This window comes from Streptomyces sp. NBC_00448 (genome assembly GCF_036014115.1).
Lineage (GTDB): Bacteria > Actinomycetota > Actinomycetes > Streptomycetales > Streptomycetaceae > Actinacidiphila.
Map to the genome: position 1 here is coordinate 5013577 of NZ_CP107913.1, position 15637 is coordinate 5029213.

The following is a 15637-nucleotide window of genomic DNA, read 5'->3' on the forward strand; positions in this document are numbered from 1 at the left end:
GCGGGTTTGTAGCGGCTCAGCCGCCCGCTTCCGCTACGCCGTTTCCGCTGCTCAGGGGCAGTTTCTCGGGGTGTGTAGCGGATGTAGCGGACTTTCCGGGGGGAGGGGGGCAGTAGCGGGCCCACGCGTCGGTGAGGTCGGCGGCGTAGTAGCCCTTGGCTACTCCCGCGCCGACGCGCATGTTGCGGGCCTTGATGGGCTGGTTGTCGGCGGTGACGTACTCGGCGAGGTACTTGGACAACTGCCGGGAGCCCAGGGGGTTGCCATTCAGGTCGGCCCAGGGCGCTTCGTCCAGAGCGTTGAGTGCGGCGACGATCTGCGTGGTGGGCATGCGCTCGGCGCCGCAGAACACGTTGTCGCGCAGGTCGGTCAGGAGCCGGATTCCCAGCGACGCCTTGTCGCCGGCGGCGGCTGCGGTGACGAGTTCGACGCACGCTTCCCGGGCCCGTGCCGGCCAGGTGCCGCCGGCGGCGTCGGCGACGGCGAGCAGGGGTTCCCACACGTCCGCCGGGCGGTCGTTGACGCCGTCGGGCATCGCGGGGAACGCGCCGTTGACGCGGTCCCGCACGCTGTCGGCCCATGCGGCGAGGCGGTCCCGCAGCGCGTGGCCTTCCGGTTCGTGGATGCGGGAGCGGAAGGATTCCACGTGCTCGTTCGGGGCCCTGCGGCGCATGCGGATGACGACGGAGCGGTGCAGGATCGTGTCCGGCAACCAGCCGAGTCCCGCGACGGCTACGGCGGCGTAGACGGGGAAGGGCTGGACGGTCTGCTGATCGCCCACGGCCACGCACCGGTAGGACACTCCGATACGGCGGTGACCTGCGTTGATCAGGCCGCGCAGTTCCTCGTTGTCCCCCGCTTTGGGGCCGAACACCGTGTCGATCTCGTCAAACAGGATCGTCGGGCGTCCGGAGTCCATCGACACCGCCCGGAACAGGGCGGCGGCGGACGCGTTCACGGCCGCCATGGGGTGCGGGACCAGGGTTCCGCAGATCTCCAGTCCGCGCGTCTTGCCCGATCCCGGTTCCGGGGACAGGAACGCCAGGCGCGGGGTGGAGTCGAAGCAGTCCAGCAGGTGCGCGTGCGCGTCCCACAACGCCACGGCGACGTAGGCGGCTTCGGTCGGGAAGGCATTGAACCGGCGGTGGAACGCTTCGACCTGGTCCAGCAGGTCGGCGCCGTTCTCCGTGGTGGTCATGCGGCGTGCCTCCGTTCGGGTGCGTTGTGCAGCGGGCACACCTTGCGGTGTTCGGCGTGGTCGGCGACCAGGGCCACCACGTCGGCACGACCGCGTGCGGTGAGATGGCGACCGCACGCGCAGTGCGAGGTAGCCGACACCCGGGCCCGCCAGTCCGGCGGGGCCACGATGTGCAGCCACCCGATCAACCGCTGTTGCGTGGACCGGCGCTGGTCAGGGAGAACAGCAGAAGGGACACCTTCGGCGACGACCTTCGGCGCCCTACGCCCAGTGGTGGCACCGGCCGGTTCGGCGAGGCGGGCCCGGGTGGCGGGTGCGGTGAGGCTTTTCAGGCCGGGGCGGTCCTGCTCGGTCATGCCGCCTCCCGGGGTCGGGCGGTGCGGATCGACCAGTCCAGCGCGCTGCGGATGGTGGCGCGGCACTCGGACGCCGGCAGTCCGGCAGACTCGCCCCCCGCCTGAAAAGCCGCTTCCACGGTGGCGCGGTCAAGGTCTCCCCACGCCACGAACCGGCCCACCGCCCGCACCGCGCGCAGCAGTTCGGCGTTCCGCCCGCCCTCCCCAGTGCCGGCCACGGCGGACACCTCCCGGTCGAGCACGACATCCGCGAGTCGCCCCGCCTGACGGGTGGGCGTGGGCCGGATCGGCGCCGTGCGGGTCCCCTGAGGGGCCGTCAGGGCGCTTTGGAGCCATTCGGGTAGCTTTGCAACCGGGGAGTCGTCCAGGACCGCATACGGGCCCTGCGGCGTCCCAGACCCGGGGGCGACGACCTGTCCGCCCCATGCGCGGGTGTCGACCTTCTCCGCGAGGGTGCCCGCCGTGTTGGTCAGCCGGGTGCCGGGCGGGGCGGTGAAGTACAGGTGCCGCCCGCCGCTGGGCGTCCGGATCGTGCGGGTGTGGGGCATCACCCGTCCGGCGCGCTCGCAGAGCGCCAGGAAGTTAGTCTCGCCGTCAGGCGTGCCCTTCTCATCTGTCGGCTTGAGCGTGTCCAGGTCGACCACCAGCAGACCGGCGGGCCCGGTGGCGATACCGACATTGAACGGGCCCGCCGTCCAGCAGCGTTCGATCCGGGCAGGGTCGGTGGTGGCGCGCTGCTCGAACGTCCGGTGCCCGCTGGCGCAGTCACCGGTTCCGGGGCAGCGACGCTCGCCGTGCAGCGCGGGCACCTTCCCGCCGGGACGCAAGGGGATGACGGGCCAGCCGTGTCCGGCGGCGGCGAGCGCTGCGGACAGCAGCGCGGAAGGGTGGGGATGGGTCATGCTGGTGGTTCTCCTGTCCCTTCGGGGATGGATGGAGGACCGTGGCGGCGGATGTCCTTGGTCGGGAGCCGCCGCCACGGGTACTACGCGTTCGCGCAGAGCCAGCAGCAGCCGAGCGACGTGGAGATGACATAGGGCTGCACGGCCTTGCAGTCCGGGCAGGTGCGGCGGGCGCGCATCATCGCGTGATGGGAGCGCCAACGCCCCGGGGTCATCGGCCGGACGGGCCGGGCGGTGGCGGGGTCGTAGAGGTAGGCGACGCGGTAGCCGCCGTAGTGGCGGGCCTTGCGGGAGCGCCAGCGCAGTTCGCCGACGACTTCCGCACGGGCGGCGCTGAGGCCGGCGGCGCGGAGCTGAGCACGGGTCATCAGGCCGTTGGGGGCGCAGCGGTAGCGGTAGACGGGCAGGGTCACAGCGTCGTTCCTTCCTGACGCCGGGATGGTGACTGTGCGTGCAGGGAGGGAGGTAGGGGCCGCACCGGGACCTGTGTTTCCGGGGGTTTCCGCAGGTCGTGGCGGGGTGGCTCTCTGCCTCCCTGAGTGAGCGTTGTCGCTGATCAGGTCAGGGAGGCGGGTCCAGGGAGGCGGGTAGGGAGTTCTCCCTGCCACCCTGGACGCCTCCCTTTACTCCCCGTCACCAGCGGCGGTGTCGGCATCCCGGGCGGCGAGCGCGGTGCGGACCTTGGCGCGGTCGACGACCATCACGCCGTCGGACTTGTGCGGGGCCGCGCCGAACGGGTCCAGCACCTCGCGCAGGTCCCCGAACTTCCACCCCCGGTACTCGGTGGGGCGCAGTTCGGCGAGGCGCTGCAACACCTCCTGCGTGCGCATCCGGTCGGCGTCGGCGAGCACGGTGGCGATGTCGGCGAGCGCGTCCACCTGTTGGCTGGTGTCGACCGCGCTGCGGGTGGTCACGCCCGTGCGGCGGGCCTTGGCCCGCTGCGCGATCTCGGCGGCGGCGTCGCCGTCGATGAAGTGCGTGCGGATGGTGATGGACGACTGGCCGGGGGCGAGCTTCACCCCGTCGCCCGCCACGACGACGGTGCCCTTGTCCAGGCCCTGGCGGAGCTTGTGCGGGGCGGCGCCGCCGTCGATGGCCTTGTCTCCCAGCGCCATCCGGGCCTGCGACTCCGTGCCCAGCACGAGCGAGGCGCGGATGTGCGCGCCTTCCCGGACGAGCTTGGGAAGGTTCTGGTCGGTCGGGTCCTGCGTGCCCTGCCACAGCAGCACGTCGACCGCACGGCCCTGGTTGTGGATCTTCCGCGCGGCCTGGAAATACCGGGAGGTGGCCTTGACCCCGCCATACGGGCGCTTGTCCGGGCCGACCGCCGGGCACATGAACGCCACCTGCGCCTCATCCACCAGCAGGATCAGCGGGTCCCACGTGGTGCCGGCCGGAGCCATCAGGCGCCGCTCCATCTCGGCGACGCCCTCTTCCAGCATCTCGGTTGCGTCGATGACGTGGTCGTCGGTCGGGCCCTCGATCAGCACCGTGGCCAGACCGTCGAACATCCGCCAGTCCCCGACGCCCTTGAGGTCGGCGATCCGCACCTGCACGGTCGGGTCGAGCACCAGCCACAGCAGCAGCGCCCGGAGCGAGGCGGTCTTGCCCTGGTTGGACAGGCCGGTGATGAGCAGGTGGCGTTGGAACAGGCTGATCAGGGCGGCGTCCCCGCGCAGGTCCTGACCCCACGGGGCCCGACCGGTCGCGTAGGCGGCGGACATGTCGGCGTCGATCGTGAGCGGGGACGGGCCGATCGGCTCGTCCAGCGCGCCGGAGTCCGCGATCCACAGGCGCACGGTCCGGGCGGCCTGAGGGATCGTGATGAACACCTCGTGCTCGTGGCGTCCCAGGTTCTCGGCGAGCTTGCGGCGGCGCCCCTGCACCTCTTCGGTGGAGACGCCGGAGGGAAGGGTGACGTCGACTTCGACACCGCATCCGGCGATCCGGATCGGTCCGAGCATCGCGGCGCCGTTGTCCTCCATGGCCTTGATCGCGCCGCGCAGTGCGGCGATGCCCAGGTCACGCAGGGCGGTGACCACGATCGACGGGGTGATCGGCATCCCGTCGGTGGAGCGCTGCACGGCCGGGAGCGCCCAGTTGGGGGCGGCCTGCCCGCGCCGGCCGACGTTCCACAGCGTGAGCAGGGCTGCCCACGGGGCGAGGAAGACCGCCGGGCCCCACACGATCGACGCGACCCACACCAGCGTGCGGACCACGTCGATGGTGAACGCGATCGGGGCGATGACCTGTGACACGTCGTGCTCGGCGAACGCCAGCACCGTGCCCAGGGCGATCAGGCCCCCGGCGGTGGTGGCGGCGCCGACCAGCGCGCCCTTGGCGAGGCGCTGCGGGGCGGTGAGCAGGTCCATGCGCCGCTGGTGGCGGGCGGCGCGGAACTGCCGGCCCCGCTCCTCCCACTCCATCGCGGTCTCGTGCTGCCCCGCGACTTCGGCGATACGGATCATCCGCTCGTAGCGGGCGGCGGAACGGCCGTCCCAGGCGCGCTTGGCGAGGATGCCCGCGCCGCCGGCCACGTAGGCGCCGTGCCGGGCCGCCGTGCGGGCGGCGGTACGGGTGCGCGGGTCGGTCGCGACCACCCGCACCGTACGCGCGGAGCGCCGCCACAACGGCACCGCCGGGGCGGCGGAGTCGGCGGGGAGGATGACACCTTCCAGCACCTCGCGCGGCGGCGGGGTGTCGGAGGGGTCGGTGTGCTTGGTCAGATCGGGTACGGGTCGGGGGCGGTAGGCGTCCAGGTCGATGATCTCGGTCATGCTGGTGTTCCCTGCTCTCCGAGTTGAGGTGCGGGGCCCGGAACGGCCGGACAGCTTGCCGGCAGGTACGGCCGTTCCGGGGCGAACTCACTTCTCCGCCGCAGTGGCGGCCTTCTCGGCACGCTTGCGCGCGCCGTCTAAGACGCGGTCCAACTTGCGCCGCAAGTCCCGCTGGTCAACGTCCTCACCAGCGATACCGCGCTTGGCCATACGGCCGATGAGCCACGCGACCTTGGCCGCTTCGCCGGCGGTCAGGGGCGGGTCGTTGGGGTGGGTGCGGATCACCGGTGTCACCGCTTCCTGATGTCGCGGTAGATGCCGTAGACCACCAGCGCGACCAGGGCGATGCAGGCCGACGCGATGGCCAGCGCCACGGCGGCGAACGCGACGGTGACCATGAGCATCGAGCCGCCGATACCGATGGCCAGCCACTTGCCGGCCGCGCCCGCGCTGGACTGCTGCGCCACGACCACGGGCGGCGGGGTCGCCGGGGTGGTGGGCTGTTGGGCCTGGATGATCTGGGCGGCCTGGATCGCGGCGAGGATCACCGCGAACTGCTCGCCCTGCCGGGCGGCTTCGACCGCTTCGGCAGACGCCTTGTTGAGGTCGGTCATGACGAGGTCTCCCGTTCTCACAGGGCCGCAGCGGTGTCGGCGTGCTGGTCGGTGTCGACCAGGTGCAGGGGCGCCGGGGCGGTGCGCTCGGCGCGCAGGGCATCGCGCAACATCCGGCCGTTGGCGGACGAGGTGTGCACGGCCTTGCGGATCGCCTCGCCGGTCAGTTCGTCGTCCGACCAGTCGGCGGTTGCTTGCCGTGCCTCGGTCAGCAGTTGGTCGGGGGTGCGGGTCGGTCGGGGCGTGCGGGCCGACTTCGGCACCGGGCCGGTCGGTCGACGGGGACCGGCCGGGGCAGGCTCGACGGGTGGGGGAAGCGGCGCAGGGTCGGTCGACTCCGGCACGGTCGGGGCAACCGGCGCGGGCGGGGTCGCGGGAGCCGACTCCCGCAGGTCAGACCCCAACCGATTTACGGTAGATGCGATGATCTGATCCTGATTTGCGACCAGGGCGGGTCGGTGGTGGAGAACCTTGGCGACCAGGTCGGAGCCGAAGAAGATCGACCCGACCGGCAGCGAGGTGGCCAGCAGGACCAGCACGCAGTTGGCGGGCCCGTAGTCGACCAGGTGCATCCGGCCGGCGGCGTGCGCATGCAGGGCGGGCACCAGACCGTGCACGTAGTTCAGGACCAGCGAGGCGGCGGTGTAGCCAGCCAGCACCCGCAACGCGAACTTCCGGTCCGCACCGGTCAGCACCAGCGTGGCGACCAACGCGAGGGCCATCAGTCCGTCGACCACGAACGGGTAGAGCAGGGCGGCGGTGTGGTCCGCGCCGACCGTGCTGGCGATGTCGCGCAACGCGTTCCAGGACACCCGGAACGCCATCCCGACGACCACCACTAACGCAGCCACCAGAAGGGTCTTGGCGGTGCGGTTCATGCCGCCAGCCCCTTCCTGCCCGCCCGGCGGCGGACCACCGTGGCGCGGCGGGGCGCCGGGGCGAGGTGCAGCAGCTCCGGCATGGTCCGGCCGATCGTCTCCACCGCCAAAGCGGTGGTCCGGTCGACCATGCCCGGGTCGTCGGCGAGGATGTCCCGGGCCGCCGCCTCACGCGCGGCCCGCTCCTGGTCGCTCTCGCCCCCGACGCCCAGCCACAGGTCCAGCGGGGTGCCCAGCGCAAGCTCGATGAACTCGGTCGTGCTCTCGGCCCGGTGGGGGCCAACGAAGTCGTACACGGGTCGTCTCCTGACGATGGATGGAGGGGCCCGGCGCGGCGGAATGTCCTTGGTCGGGAGCCGCCGAACCGGGCATGGGTGGTGCGAGCGCCCCGGGCCGGATCTGATCCGGCGCCCTCACGGCGTGAATACCGGGGCTGACGTGCATGTCTCCTTCAGGCCAGCGACTCCCGTGTCAGGTAGAGCCGCCTAAGCCCGTTTCAGGCAGAGACGTGACCTTTCGGTCTCGTGCCCTCCGGATGCAAAGGCCCCGGGCGCCTCGGTCCGCTCTGTCCCGGACCCCTTGGGTGTGCTTGAGCAGGCCAAAGAAGGCCCCTCGTTCGCCGGCCGAGTTCCCTCGGTGGCGACATGCTCAACATAACCAACATGCTTAGACAGGTCAAGCAGGTTGGCCAGACCACGCAGGTTGGGCAGGTGGATTACCATGGGGGGATGACCCTCGACCCGAACGACGAACGCCCCCCGTACTTGCAGGTCAGTGGCATCCTGCGAGCCGAGATCCTGACGAAGAAGTTCGAGCCTGGCGTTCAGATGCCGTCTGGCCCTGAGCTGTCCAAGCGGTTCGGCGTCGCCCGTGGCACGGTGACCAAGGCGCTCGACATGCTGAGGGACGAAGGGCTGATCGTGACACGCAAGGGTTCCGGCTCCTTCGTGCGCGAGCGGACGGAACGGCCCGTGGGGCTTCGTCCACACCTGGAGATGGCGTTCACCGAGCCTCAGGTGACCGTTGATTTCACCGGCTTCAGCAGTGAGACGCTGCACAGCGCGATGCAAGAGCCGTTGGACAAGATCCGCTCCGGTCGGCTTCGTCCCGAGTCGATTGCTGTCCGTCTGTTGCTTCCTGACACCAGTGGCCCCATGGCGGTGCCGACGTTGGTCGAAGGGCTGTCGGATGACCCGGTATTGCGGAACCGCGCGCGGGACATCGCGCTTTCCAACGCTGCCGGAATCAAGCACTCGGTTGAAGTGCTCGCGGAACTTGGACTCGTGGAAAAGGCGAGCGTCGAAGTGAAGGTTTATCGCGCGTCGGCGTTGTTCAAGCTCTACATCTTGAATCAGCGCGACGCGTTCTTTGGTTTTTACCCGCTGCGAGAGCGCACGATGGCCATCGAAGGAGAGAATCGCAACTTCTACGACATCACAGGAAAGGACGCGACACTGTTCCACCACGCGGCGGGGCCTGACGGGGAATCCATGGGATCGCAGTACGTCCAGCAGGCACGGACGTGGTTCGGAAGCGTCTGGGAAACCATCGCGCATGAGCGTGAGGCATGAGTGAGGTACAGGAGGCGTTGACCTCCGTACTCAATCCGGCTCGGCATGTCCTGCTCGACTTCGACGGCCCCGTGTGCTCGATCTTCGCAAGCATTTCGGCGAGTGACGTCGCATGCCAATTGCGCGAGGAACTTTGGCGGGGGGAGTCTCCTCCCTGGGCCGAGGACGAGTCTGATCCGCTTTCTCTCCTTCGCCGTATCGAAGAGGAAATTCCGGATCTAGTGGCGCGGGCGGATAGTCACCTAATTCGACTGGAGGAAAAGGCGGCAGTCGGAGCGCGTCCCACTCCTGGCAGCGTGGCATTTCTCAAGGCATGCGCGGCAGGAGGACGGTCGGTTTGGCTGGTGAGCAACAACGCGTCCTCGGCCATGAACAACTATCTCGCCGCGCACGGTCTTGACCGCTACGTGGCCGGACGGTTCGGCCGTGTCCCGGGGAGCCCTTCCTCTATGAAGCCGTCCCCGCAGCTTCTCGTTGCGGCGATGCGCGCTGCGGGAGCATCTAGCGGGGAGTGTGTCTTCGTAGGGGACGCCGTGCGGGATATTGAAGCTGCCCACGCCGCCGGCATGGAGGCCATCGGGTACGCCAACAAGCCAGGCAAGGCAGAGAGGTTGGCCGGCGCAGGCGCGGCGGCCGTCGTCACCTCGATGAACGACTTGGCGGCAGCCGTCGCGCGGTAGCTACTCCTGTCCGCGAATCTCTCGGTAGGCGCGCCAGAGGTCCGCAGCGGTAGCGCATTGGAACGCGGACCGTGGGCAGGCCGGGCAGGCGCCCATGTGGTCGAGATAGGCCCGGTACGCGAGATTGGCCTTGCCCTCCAAGGCGTTGCCTGCCACCACGGCGAGGGGCCGAGTCTCGTGGTCTGTGCCGGGTGGGGGTCCGTCTGTACGCTCTGCCACGTCGACTCCTCAGTAGTCGGCCGTCCCCCCGGACCGGTCGCACGGTTGCGGGGGATCTCTCTGTCTGTCCTCCATCTGACCGTACTACCCCCTGCTACCCCCGTGGGTAGCTATGCCTTCCCTTGGCTACCTGCCTAGCTTGCAGAATGACCATCGACCGAGAGGGGCCCGTGCCCCCGTACCGGCAGATCGCCGACCAATTGCGCGAGCGAATCGGCGACGGATCGATCCCGGTGGGCCGACGTATCCCGAGCATGGTGGAGATGGAGCAGTACTACGGCGTCGCACGCGACACCCTGCGCAAGGCTGTGCAGGTACTCAAGGACGAAGGACTCGTCGAGACCGTGAACGGCATGGGCATTTACGTCATCAAGCTGCCGACCCCGCCCGAGGCATAGCCTCATCCATGAGTGGATCTGACCTGCGAGCCGACATCAACGGCCGACATCAACACTGGCTGACACCCACTGACGGGGATGAACATGTCACGGCAGTCGCCACGTTGTGAGCAGTGAGTAAGCCCTGATCCAGCCGCAGGGATGGCGCGGCGGATCTAACTGATAAGGAAGAGGCCCCAGGTTCAAGTCCTGGTAGCCCCACTCGCAGACAGGCGGCTCGGTCCTGAGGGACCGGGCCGCCTTCGTCGTTCTCCGGCCGAGGTCGCTGCGTCGGGGTTCCGCGGCGGGTCAGGTTCGGCGCCTGGCGAGGTTCGGCCGGTCGCGGGAGCGCTACTTCCACTGGGCGTGATGCCCTACCCGTTTTCGGTGCCAGGTAACCGTTCGGTATCGGCTGCTGTGTATAGTCGGGCGGGTCAGAAGCTCGTCTCACGCTAGAAGGAGGAGGGTCAGGCGATGAAGAAGATTCTCCTGATCGCCCTGGCCGCCGTTGCCGGGCTGTTCGTGTACCGGCAGATCCAGGCGGACCGCGCCGAGCAGGACCTGTGGACGGAAGCCACTGACACGGTCCCGGGTGGCTCCGGCACAGACGTGTGAGACGCCGTTAGCAGGACGCCGCAAGGCGTGGGGGCGATCTCCGGGCCCCGGTCGCACAGCGCGACCGGGGCCTTCGCTGTTCCCGCGGGCTTCGATACGGTGCCGGTGCATCGCGCTCTGATCGGTGGGGACAGGAGCAGGGGATGAAGCGCACGACGTTCGGTGTGGCCGCCGCGTTACTGCTGCTGGCCGCGGCCGCGGCCACGGGCCCGGCGGCGGCGGACAGCGGGAGCCCGCCCCCGGCACCCACCGCGCCGGCCACCTGGCAGCCGCGGGGCAGCGTGCTCGACGGCGCGGCGACCACGGCCGACGCGCCCGCGATGAAGGCCGGCGTCACGTACCGGGACACCATCAAACCGGGCGAGACCCGGATGTACGGCATCGCGCTGGACGCGAAGTCCTCCGCCTACGCCTCGGCGTTCGCGGTGCCGCGGTCCGGCTCGAAGGTGACCTACGACGACGGCCTCGAGCTGAAGCTGGTCAGCGCCGACGGCTCGGAGTGCGACAGCCGCGAGGGGCACTTCGACGACGACGGTGATGCCCGCCCGGTCGGCACCGCGGTGGAGCGCGCCACCGGCGACGAGGACGACGACTGCCGGCGCGCCGACCAGTACACCCTCCAGGTGCACCGGACCTCCGACCCCGGCTCGGATCAGGCGGCCTGGCCGCTGGAACTGCGCTACGTGCTCGAACCGCCGTTGAAGCCCGGCTCAGTGCCGCGGCCCGCCCCCGCCACGACCGGCGCCACCGCCTCCCCGACCCCGCTCACCACCGGCACCGTGCGGCAGGCGTCCGGCGGCCCTTCCTTCGAGACCGCGGCCGCGATCAGGACCGGCGTCTGGAGGGACCGGGTACTGCCCGGCGAGACCTGCTTCTACAAGGTCCCGGTGGACTGGGGCCAGCAGGCCACCGTCTTCGCGGACTTCTCCAGCGCGCCGCTGATCGGCAGCTCGCTCGACTTCGTCAACACCGGTGTGCGGCTGACGGCCTTCAGCCCGGTCCGGCAGTACGTCGACGGTGCCGACGACTCGTACTCCGGCGCGCCCACCTCGCTGGTCGAGCAGTTGCCGACGGTGGCCTACGCGAACCGCTCGTCGGACGACGACATGGTGCAGCGGGTGGCGGTCGCGGGCTGGTACTACTTCGCGGTCACCGTGCATCCGGACGTCGCCAAGCAGGTCAGCGGGCCGGTGCCGGTCACGCTGCGGGTCCAGGTGCACGGCACGGCGCAGGCCGCCCCGGCGTACTCGGGGAACCCGGGCGCGGCCGGGATCGGCGTCGACGCGCACGATGTGGCGGCGGCCGACGGCACCGCGACCGGCGGCTCGTCCTCCTCGGCGCTGCGCCTGGTCGCGTACGGGGCGTTCGGGGTGGGAACGCTGCTGCTGCTCGTGCTCGCGGTGTGGTTCGCCGCGGCCCGGTGGCGGCCGGCACGGGGCTGACCCGGCGCGGACTCCCGCAGCCCGCGCAGTCCCGGGACGTCGGGACGTCGGGTTCGCTCAGGACGCCATCAAGGCAGCGATGCCGACCGCGAAGCAGAGCAGGGCGAGGACCAGGACGGGGACCGCGACTCTGGCCGGCGGGCCGGGCTTGGCGCGGCGGGCCGGGACTTCGGTGGAGGCGGTGTCGGCGGAGGAGTGGGCGGCGGCATGGCTGGGCCCGGCCGCGGGGACCGGCTCGGGCAGCGGCAGCGCCACGTGGTCGGGGCGGGTGGGCGGGTGGGTCGGGGGCCCTTGCGGGCTGTCGGGCGCCATGGCGGGCGCGGGGACGGCCGCGGAGGCCGCGGCAGGGGTCGGGGCGGCGTGGCGCGCCTGGCGGCGCTTTCCGGGCGGCTGCGGGGCGGGTACGGACTCCGGGTACGCCGGGTACTCCGGGTACGGCGCCTCGGCAGGCAACCGTGGGGCTTGGGCGGCCGAGGACTGGGCCCGGGCGGCGCCGGTCGGGTCGGGAGTGGGAGTTGCGGGGCGGGGAGCGGCGGGACCGGGTGTCGCGGGGCCGGGTGTTGCGGGGCCGTGGGGCGCGGAGCCTTGGGCCGCCGGGTACGGGAACGACGGTTGCGGGGCGGCGGGTTGGGCCGATTCCGCGGGCCCTGCGGATTCCGCGGGCTCTGCGGGCGGGCCGGACAGGTCGATCGTCACCGGGCTGCCGGCCACCCGGTCCGCGACGACCGGCCCTTCCGGGCCGAAGCCCGGCGGCAGCGCGCCGATCTGGTCGAAGATCTCCACCGGTTCCTCGCCCGGCGCGCCCTCCGGCAGCAGTTCCATGGCGGCCCCCAGCGCCTTGCGCGCACCCGTCGCCGTACGGAACCGCGCGTACGGGTCCGGCTGGAGCAGGGTGCCGACCACCTGCCACAGCGGGCCCGGCACGCCCAACGGCGCGGGGGGCATGCCCATCTCCAGGAACCGGTCCTGCACCGCCTGCGCGTCCGGCTTCCGGCCGCCCAGCAGGTAGAGCGTGACGAGGCCGGTCGCGTACAGGTCCGCCGCGAAGTCCGGTTCGGCGCCGAGCAGTTGCTCCGGGGCGAAGTAGCCGGGGGTGCCGACCACGTAGTTGGTCTCGGTCAGCCGGGCGTCGCCCTTGCGCATCGCGATCCCGAAGTCCGACAGCCGCACGTGCGGGGTGCGCGTGCCGGTCGCCTCCAGCAGGACGTTGGCGGGCTTGATGTCCCGGTGCACGATGCCCTCGGCGTGCACCGCGGTCAGCCCGGCCAGCAACTGGTCGAGCAGCACGCACACCAAGCGCGGCGGCAGCGGGCCGTACTCCCCGACCAGGTGTAACAGCGACCCGCCGCGCACCAGGTCCATGGTGAACAGCACCTTGTCGTCGTCCGCGGCCCAGCTCGCCGGGGCCAGCACATGCGGGTGGTCGATCCGCATCGCCTGCTCCCGTACGAAGCGCAGCAGCGCGTGGGCGTCACTCTGCTGGAGCACCTTCGCGGCCACGTAGCGCCGCCTGCGCCGGTCCCATGCCCGCCACACCGCCCCGACCCCGCCGTGCCCGATCGGGTCCACCAGCTCGTACCGACCCGCGAAGACCTCGCCCATGGCGTGCCGTCCGCCCCCTTCACCGACCCCGATCCCGTTGGACCCGACTCTGCCAGTGCCCCCGCCCGGGCGCGAGGGTGCCACCCGCCCCACCCCCTCAACCCGTTTCAGCTCGACCCCCCGCAACGGGTACGCTGTCTGCGACACGGGGCCTTAGCTCAGTTGGTAGAGCGCTGCCTTTGCAAGGCAGATGTCAGGAGTTCGAATCTCCTAGGCTCCACCGTGTGCTTCGCAGTTCAGCGGCCCCTTCGCCCGTCTCGGGTGAAGGGGCCGCTGACCGTTCGGCACGTATACGGCACACATCAAGCCGCGGCGTTGTTCCGCCATGCCAGGCCGCCTATGTGGGTGTGCTAATGGCCGACCGCGGCGCTGTCCGCGAAGATGCGGAAGGGGTCGGGCTGCATCGCCTTCAAAGACAGCCTGGCTTCTCCGTTCCACGTGTCGAACTGCAGGAACTCGCAGGAGACGCGCCGGCCGACCTGAACGACATCCGACGCCGACTCGAAGCGCCGCCAGGACAGTTCGGGGTAGGTGATGAAGCCGACGCCCGGGAAGACCGGGTGCACGGGGCCGTCGTCCAGCGCGACGAACACGCCGAACCGCTCGATCGCCGCGATCGTGCCGGAAAGGATCTCGCCGGGGCGGAGCGGCTTGAGGAACGCCCAGAGTTCCGGATTCTCGGTGGCGGCCATCGACAGTTGGGCTCGGCCCTCATCCAGATCGATGGAGGTGATCGCGGCGGTGATCTGCTGGCCGACCTTCACAGCCTCAGCCGGGGACTGGCGCCAGGACAGTTCCAGCGGACCGACGATCCCCGGCGGGCGAGTGGGAAAGCCGTCCAGGGTCACTGCCACCCCGTGAGGCCGCGTGATCTCTTTTGCCGTGCCGGTGCAGACGTCGCCGATGTGGAACGTTCCCAAGAACTCCCGCGCGCTGTCTTCCGATGCTCCGTCCATGACGTCCTCCTCTCAGCGATCAGGGTGTCCAGCGAGGTGCATCGTCGTCGGGGGCGTGGGGGCTTCCGAAGTGGAAGGGCACTGCGAGATGTGCGGCGAGAGCTCTGCCGGCCTGGTCGGCGACCACTGCAGAGGGGTGAAGGCGGCCCGGATCGTCGTCGGCGCCGAGGTACCGCATCGCGGTGTCTCGGTAGATGGTGGCCAGGGGATGTTCGCCGGCGGGGCCGGCGGTGATGGCGAGCAGGTCCACGAACCAGTCGTGAACGGTGTCGCCGTCCCAGACCGCCTCGATCGCGATGACGCGTCCAGGGCAGCCGGCAGCGCGGGCGGACAGGGACTCCAGATCGACGGGGCTGTCGGGCGTGCGGGCGATCCTGTCGCTGTGGCGGAGGTAGCGGTCATTGACGACAAGCTGGGCTTCGTCGAGTCCCAGGCCGAGGCCGCGGCCTGCTTCGAAGACGGTGCGGATCGCCTGGAAGGCAGCATCCTGAAGGACGTATCCGTCGACCTGTTGGCGGATGCCCGCCGGCAGTCGCCCCCACCACGCGCTCGTGGTTGTGTCAGCCATGAAAATTCTGCCCGTCTCCCGCTGCGCGGCCGCCGAACGCCACCGTGTACATGGCTCTTCGCGAAGACCCTACGGTCGGGCAGGAGCCATCGTCCGGCCGTAGACGGAGATCGGCGGCTTCGAACCCCGCCCGGCCGGGAAAAGGCGGGGTTCGGTGGCTGGGGGGCTGGGATGGTGGGGGGATGGTGGAGATGGATGCGGTGGTCGAGGCAGCGGGGCAGGTGGGGGCGGCGCCATGGGAGGTCGCCTCTGAGGTGCCGGCTTACGGGTGGGTACGGGTGACCGGGCGGATGACGGCGGCGGAGGTCGGGACCGTGCTGGCGACCATGGCGGTGTACGGGGGATTGCTCGGGGACGAGGGGGCGGCGGTGGGGGCCGCGGAGTTGGTGCGGGGACTGTTGGCGGTGGAGAAGGTCATCGCGCCGGGCGGGCTGCGGGTGCGGGACGAGGGGACCGGGGCCGTGGTGGTTCCGGGGTGCTGCTCGGGGTTGGAGGACTGGCGGGAGTGGCGCGAGGTCGCCGACGGGGGCGAGGGTCCGTGGCTCGGGCACGACCCGGCGCCGTGGTTCGAGCGGGAGGGCGCGGTGGTGCGGGTGTGGCCGGACGGGCCGGTGGTGGGTCCGGCGGTCGTCGGGCCGCGGGTGGGGCCGCCGGTGGAGATCGTGCCGGCGGAGTTGCCCGGCTTGCTGGCGGGGGTGCAGAGGGAGCTGCGGGGGTTCCTCGCGCGGACCGAGGAGTGGGCCGCACGCCATGCGCCGGGGCTCGGTGCCTCGCTGGTCGCCAAGCTCGACGCGGACCTGGGCGTTGACGGCGGGGTGGCGCTTCCGGGCTGAGGGCGGCCCGGGACCCGGGGGCGGGGCGCGGTCGTGGTGCGATTCGTCG

Annotated in this window: 18 protein-coding genes and 1 tRNA gene; 7 read left to right on the forward strand and 12 right to left on the reverse strand. The window is 71.0% G+C overall.

Features of this window, described 5'->3' with window-relative positions; all coding sequences use genetic code 11:
* Positions 1–16 precede the first annotated feature (16 nt).
* From OG370_RS21345 to OG370_RS21385, 9 genes are all read right to left on the reverse strand, one after another.
* On the reverse strand, positions 17–1198 hold the full coding sequence (locus OG370_RS21345; RefSeq protein ID WP_328466644.1) for a DUF3631 domain-containing protein: 1182 nt from the start codon (positions 1196–1198) through the stop codon (positions 17–19).
* Positions 1195–1554, reverse strand: a complete 360-nt coding sequence (locus tag OG370_RS21350) for a hypothetical protein (protein WP_328466646.1) — start codon at positions 1552–1554, stop codon at positions 1195–1197. Before OG370_RS21350 ends, OG370_RS21345 begins: the two co-directional genes overlap by 4 nt.
* A complete protein-coding gene (locus OG370_RS21355; protein ID WP_328466648.1) occupies positions 1551–2456 on the reverse strand; it encodes a bifunctional DNA primase/polymerase in 906 nt (301 codons plus the stop codon). The genes OG370_RS21350 and OG370_RS21355 overlap by 4 nt, the downstream gene beginning before the upstream one ends.
* Positions 2457–2539: 83 nt before the next feature.
* Positions 2540–2869, reverse strand: coding sequence for an RRQRL motif-containing zinc-binding protein (locus OG370_RS21360; protein ID WP_328466650.1), 330 nt, complete (start codon positions 2867–2869; stop codon positions 2540–2542).
* A 210-nt stretch (positions 2870–3079) separates the two neighbouring features.
* Entirely contained in the window at positions 3080–5233 is a 2154-nt protein-coding gene (locus OG370_RS21365; RefSeq protein ID WP_328466652.1) for an FtsK/SpoIIIE domain-containing protein, read from the reverse strand.
* An 87-nt stretch (positions 5234–5320) separates the two neighbouring features.
* The gene (locus tag OG370_RS21370; RefSeq protein WP_328466654.1) at positions 5321–5518 is read right to left on the reverse strand and encodes a DUF6257 family protein; all 198 of its coding nucleotides are present in this window, start codon (positions 5516–5518) and stop codon (positions 5321–5323) included.
* A 5-nt stretch (positions 5519–5523) separates the two neighbouring features.
* On the reverse strand, positions 5524–5847 hold the full coding sequence (locus OG370_RS21375; protein ID WP_328466656.1) for a hypothetical protein: 324 nt from the start codon (positions 5845–5847) through the stop codon (positions 5524–5526).
* A gap of 17 nt (positions 5848–5864) precedes the next feature.
* A complete protein-coding gene (locus OG370_RS21380) occupies positions 5865–6725 on the reverse strand; it encodes a DUF2637 domain-containing protein (RefSeq protein ID WP_328466658.1) in 861 nt (286 codons plus the stop codon).
* The gene (locus OG370_RS21385; protein WP_328466660.1) at positions 6722–7021 is read right to left on the reverse strand and encodes a hypothetical protein; all 300 of its coding nucleotides are present in this window, start codon (positions 7019–7021) and stop codon (positions 6722–6724) included. The genes OG370_RS21380 and OG370_RS21385 overlap by 4 nt, the downstream gene beginning before the upstream one ends.
* Before the next feature lie 432 nt (positions 7022–7453).
* On the opposite strand from OG370_RS21385, the gene OG370_RS21390 reads away from it, so the two are divergent.
* From OG370_RS21390 to OG370_RS21410, 5 genes are all read left to right on the forward strand, one after another.
* A complete protein-coding gene (locus tag OG370_RS21390; RefSeq protein WP_328466662.1) occupies positions 7454–8296 on the forward strand; it encodes a GntR family transcriptional regulator in 843 nt (280 codons plus the stop codon).
* Positions 8293–8976 carry an HAD family hydrolase gene (locus OG370_RS21395; protein ID WP_328466664.1) on the forward strand — a complete coding sequence of 228 codons (684 nt, stop codon included), beginning with the start codon at positions 8293–8295 and terminating at the stop codon, positions 8974–8976. The genes OG370_RS21390 and OG370_RS21395 overlap by 4 nt, the downstream gene beginning before the upstream one ends.
* Before the next feature lie 365 nt (positions 8977–9341).
* Complete coding sequence (locus OG370_RS21400; protein WP_328466666.1) at positions 9342–9593, forward strand: GntR family transcriptional regulator; 252 nt, start codon at positions 9342–9344, stop codon at positions 9591–9593.
* Positions 9594–10046: 453 nt separating this feature from the next.
* A complete protein-coding gene (locus tag OG370_RS21405; protein ID WP_328466668.1) occupies positions 10047–10187 on the forward strand; it encodes a DLW-39 family protein in 141 nt (46 codons plus the stop codon).
* A gap of 143 nt (positions 10188–10330) precedes the next feature.
* Entirely contained in the window at positions 10331–11629 is a 1299-nt protein-coding gene (locus OG370_RS21410; protein WP_328466670.1) for a hypothetical protein, read from the forward strand.
* Positions 11630–11686: 57 nt separating this feature from the next.
* Here the strand turns inward: OG370_RS21410 and OG370_RS21415 are convergent, their stop codons facing one another.
* A complete protein-coding gene (locus OG370_RS21415; protein ID WP_328466672.1) occupies positions 11687–13231 on the reverse strand; it encodes a serine/threonine protein kinase in 1545 nt (514 codons plus the stop codon).
* Positions 13232–13378: 147 nt separating this feature from the next.
* Here OG370_RS21415 and OG370_RS21420 point away from each other — a divergent pair.
* Positions 13379–13451 (forward strand) — tRNA-Ala (locus tag OG370_RS21420).
* A gap of 130 nt (positions 13452–13581) precedes the next feature.
* On the opposite strand, the gene OG370_RS21425 is transcribed toward OG370_RS21420, so the two are convergent.
* Both OG370_RS21425 and OG370_RS21430 read right to left on the reverse strand, forming a co-directional pair.
* The gene (locus OG370_RS21425; RefSeq protein ID WP_328466674.1) at positions 13582–14187 is read right to left on the reverse strand and encodes a S1 RNA-binding domain-containing protein; all 606 of its coding nucleotides are present in this window, start codon (positions 14185–14187) and stop codon (positions 13582–13584) included.
* A gap of 19 nt (positions 14188–14206) precedes the next feature.
* On the reverse strand, positions 14207–14755 hold the full coding sequence (locus OG370_RS21430) for a hypothetical protein (protein WP_328466676.1): 549 nt from the start codon (positions 14753–14755) through the stop codon (positions 14207–14209).
* 182 nt (positions 14756–14937) lie between these two features.
* Here OG370_RS21430 and OG370_RS21435 point away from each other — a divergent pair, with 182 nt between their 5' ends.
* The gene (locus tag OG370_RS21435; protein WP_328466678.1) at positions 14938–15588 is read left to right on the forward strand and encodes a hypothetical protein; all 651 of its coding nucleotides are present in this window, start codon (positions 14938–14940) and stop codon (positions 15586–15588) included.
* Positions 15589–15637 lie beyond the last annotated feature (49 nt).

Coding starts and splice junctions, on each gene's coding strand:
- OG370_RS21380 (WP_328466658.1), bottom strand. CDS start 6,725: ATGAACCGCACCGCCAAGACCCTTCTGGTGGCTGCGTTAGTGGTGGTC.
- OG370_RS21415 (WP_328466672.1), bottom strand. CDS start 13,231: ATGGGCGAGGTCTTCGCGGGTCGGTACGAGCTGGTGGACCCGATCGGG.
- OG370_RS21425 (WP_328466674.1), bottom strand. CDS start 14,187: ATGGACGGAGCATCGGAAGACAGCGCGCGGGAGTTCTTGGGAACGTTC.
- OG370_RS21410 (WP_328466670.1), top strand. CDS start 10,331: ATGAAGCGCACGACGTTCGGTGTGGCCGCCGCGTTACTGCTGCTGGCC.
- OG370_RS21395 (WP_328466664.1), top strand. CDS start 8,293: ATGAGTGAGGTACAGGAGGCGTTGACCTCCGTACTCAATCCGGCTCGG.
- OG370_RS21430 (WP_328466676.1), bottom strand. CDS start 14,755: ATGGCTGACACAACCACGAGCGCGTGGTGGGGGCGACTGCCGGCGGGC.
- OG370_RS21345 (WP_328466644.1), bottom strand. CDS start 1,198: ATGACCACCACGGAGAACGGCGCCGACCTGCTGGACCAGGTCGAAGCG.
- OG370_RS21400 (WP_328466666.1), top strand. CDS start 9,342: ATGACCATCGACCGAGAGGGGCCCGTGCCCCCGTACCGGCAGATCGCC.
- OG370_RS21355 (WP_328466648.1), bottom strand. CDS start 2,456: ATGACCCATCCCCACCCTTCCGCGCTGCTGTCCGCAGCGCTCGCCGCC.
- OG370_RS21350 (WP_328466646.1), bottom strand. CDS start 1,554: ATGACCGAGCAGGACCGCCCCGGCCTGAAAAGCCTCACCGCACCCGCC.
- OG370_RS21390 (WP_328466662.1), top strand. CDS start 7,454: ATGACCCTCGACCCGAACGACGAACGCCCCCCGTACTTGCAGGTCAGT.
- OG370_RS21375 (WP_328466656.1), bottom strand. CDS start 5,847: ATGACCGACCTCAACAAGGCGTCTGCCGAAGCGGTCGAAGCCGCCCGG.
- OG370_RS21405 (WP_328466668.1), top strand. CDS start 10,047: ATGAAGAAGATTCTCCTGATCGCCCTGGCCGCCGTTGCCGGGCTGTTC.
- OG370_RS21365 (WP_328466652.1), bottom strand. CDS start 5,233: ATGACCGAGATCATCGACCTGGACGCCTACCGCCCCCGACCCGTACCC.
- OG370_RS21435 (WP_328466678.1), top strand. CDS start 14,938: ATGGTGGAGATGGATGCGGTGGTCGAGGCAGCGGGGCAGGTGGGGGCG.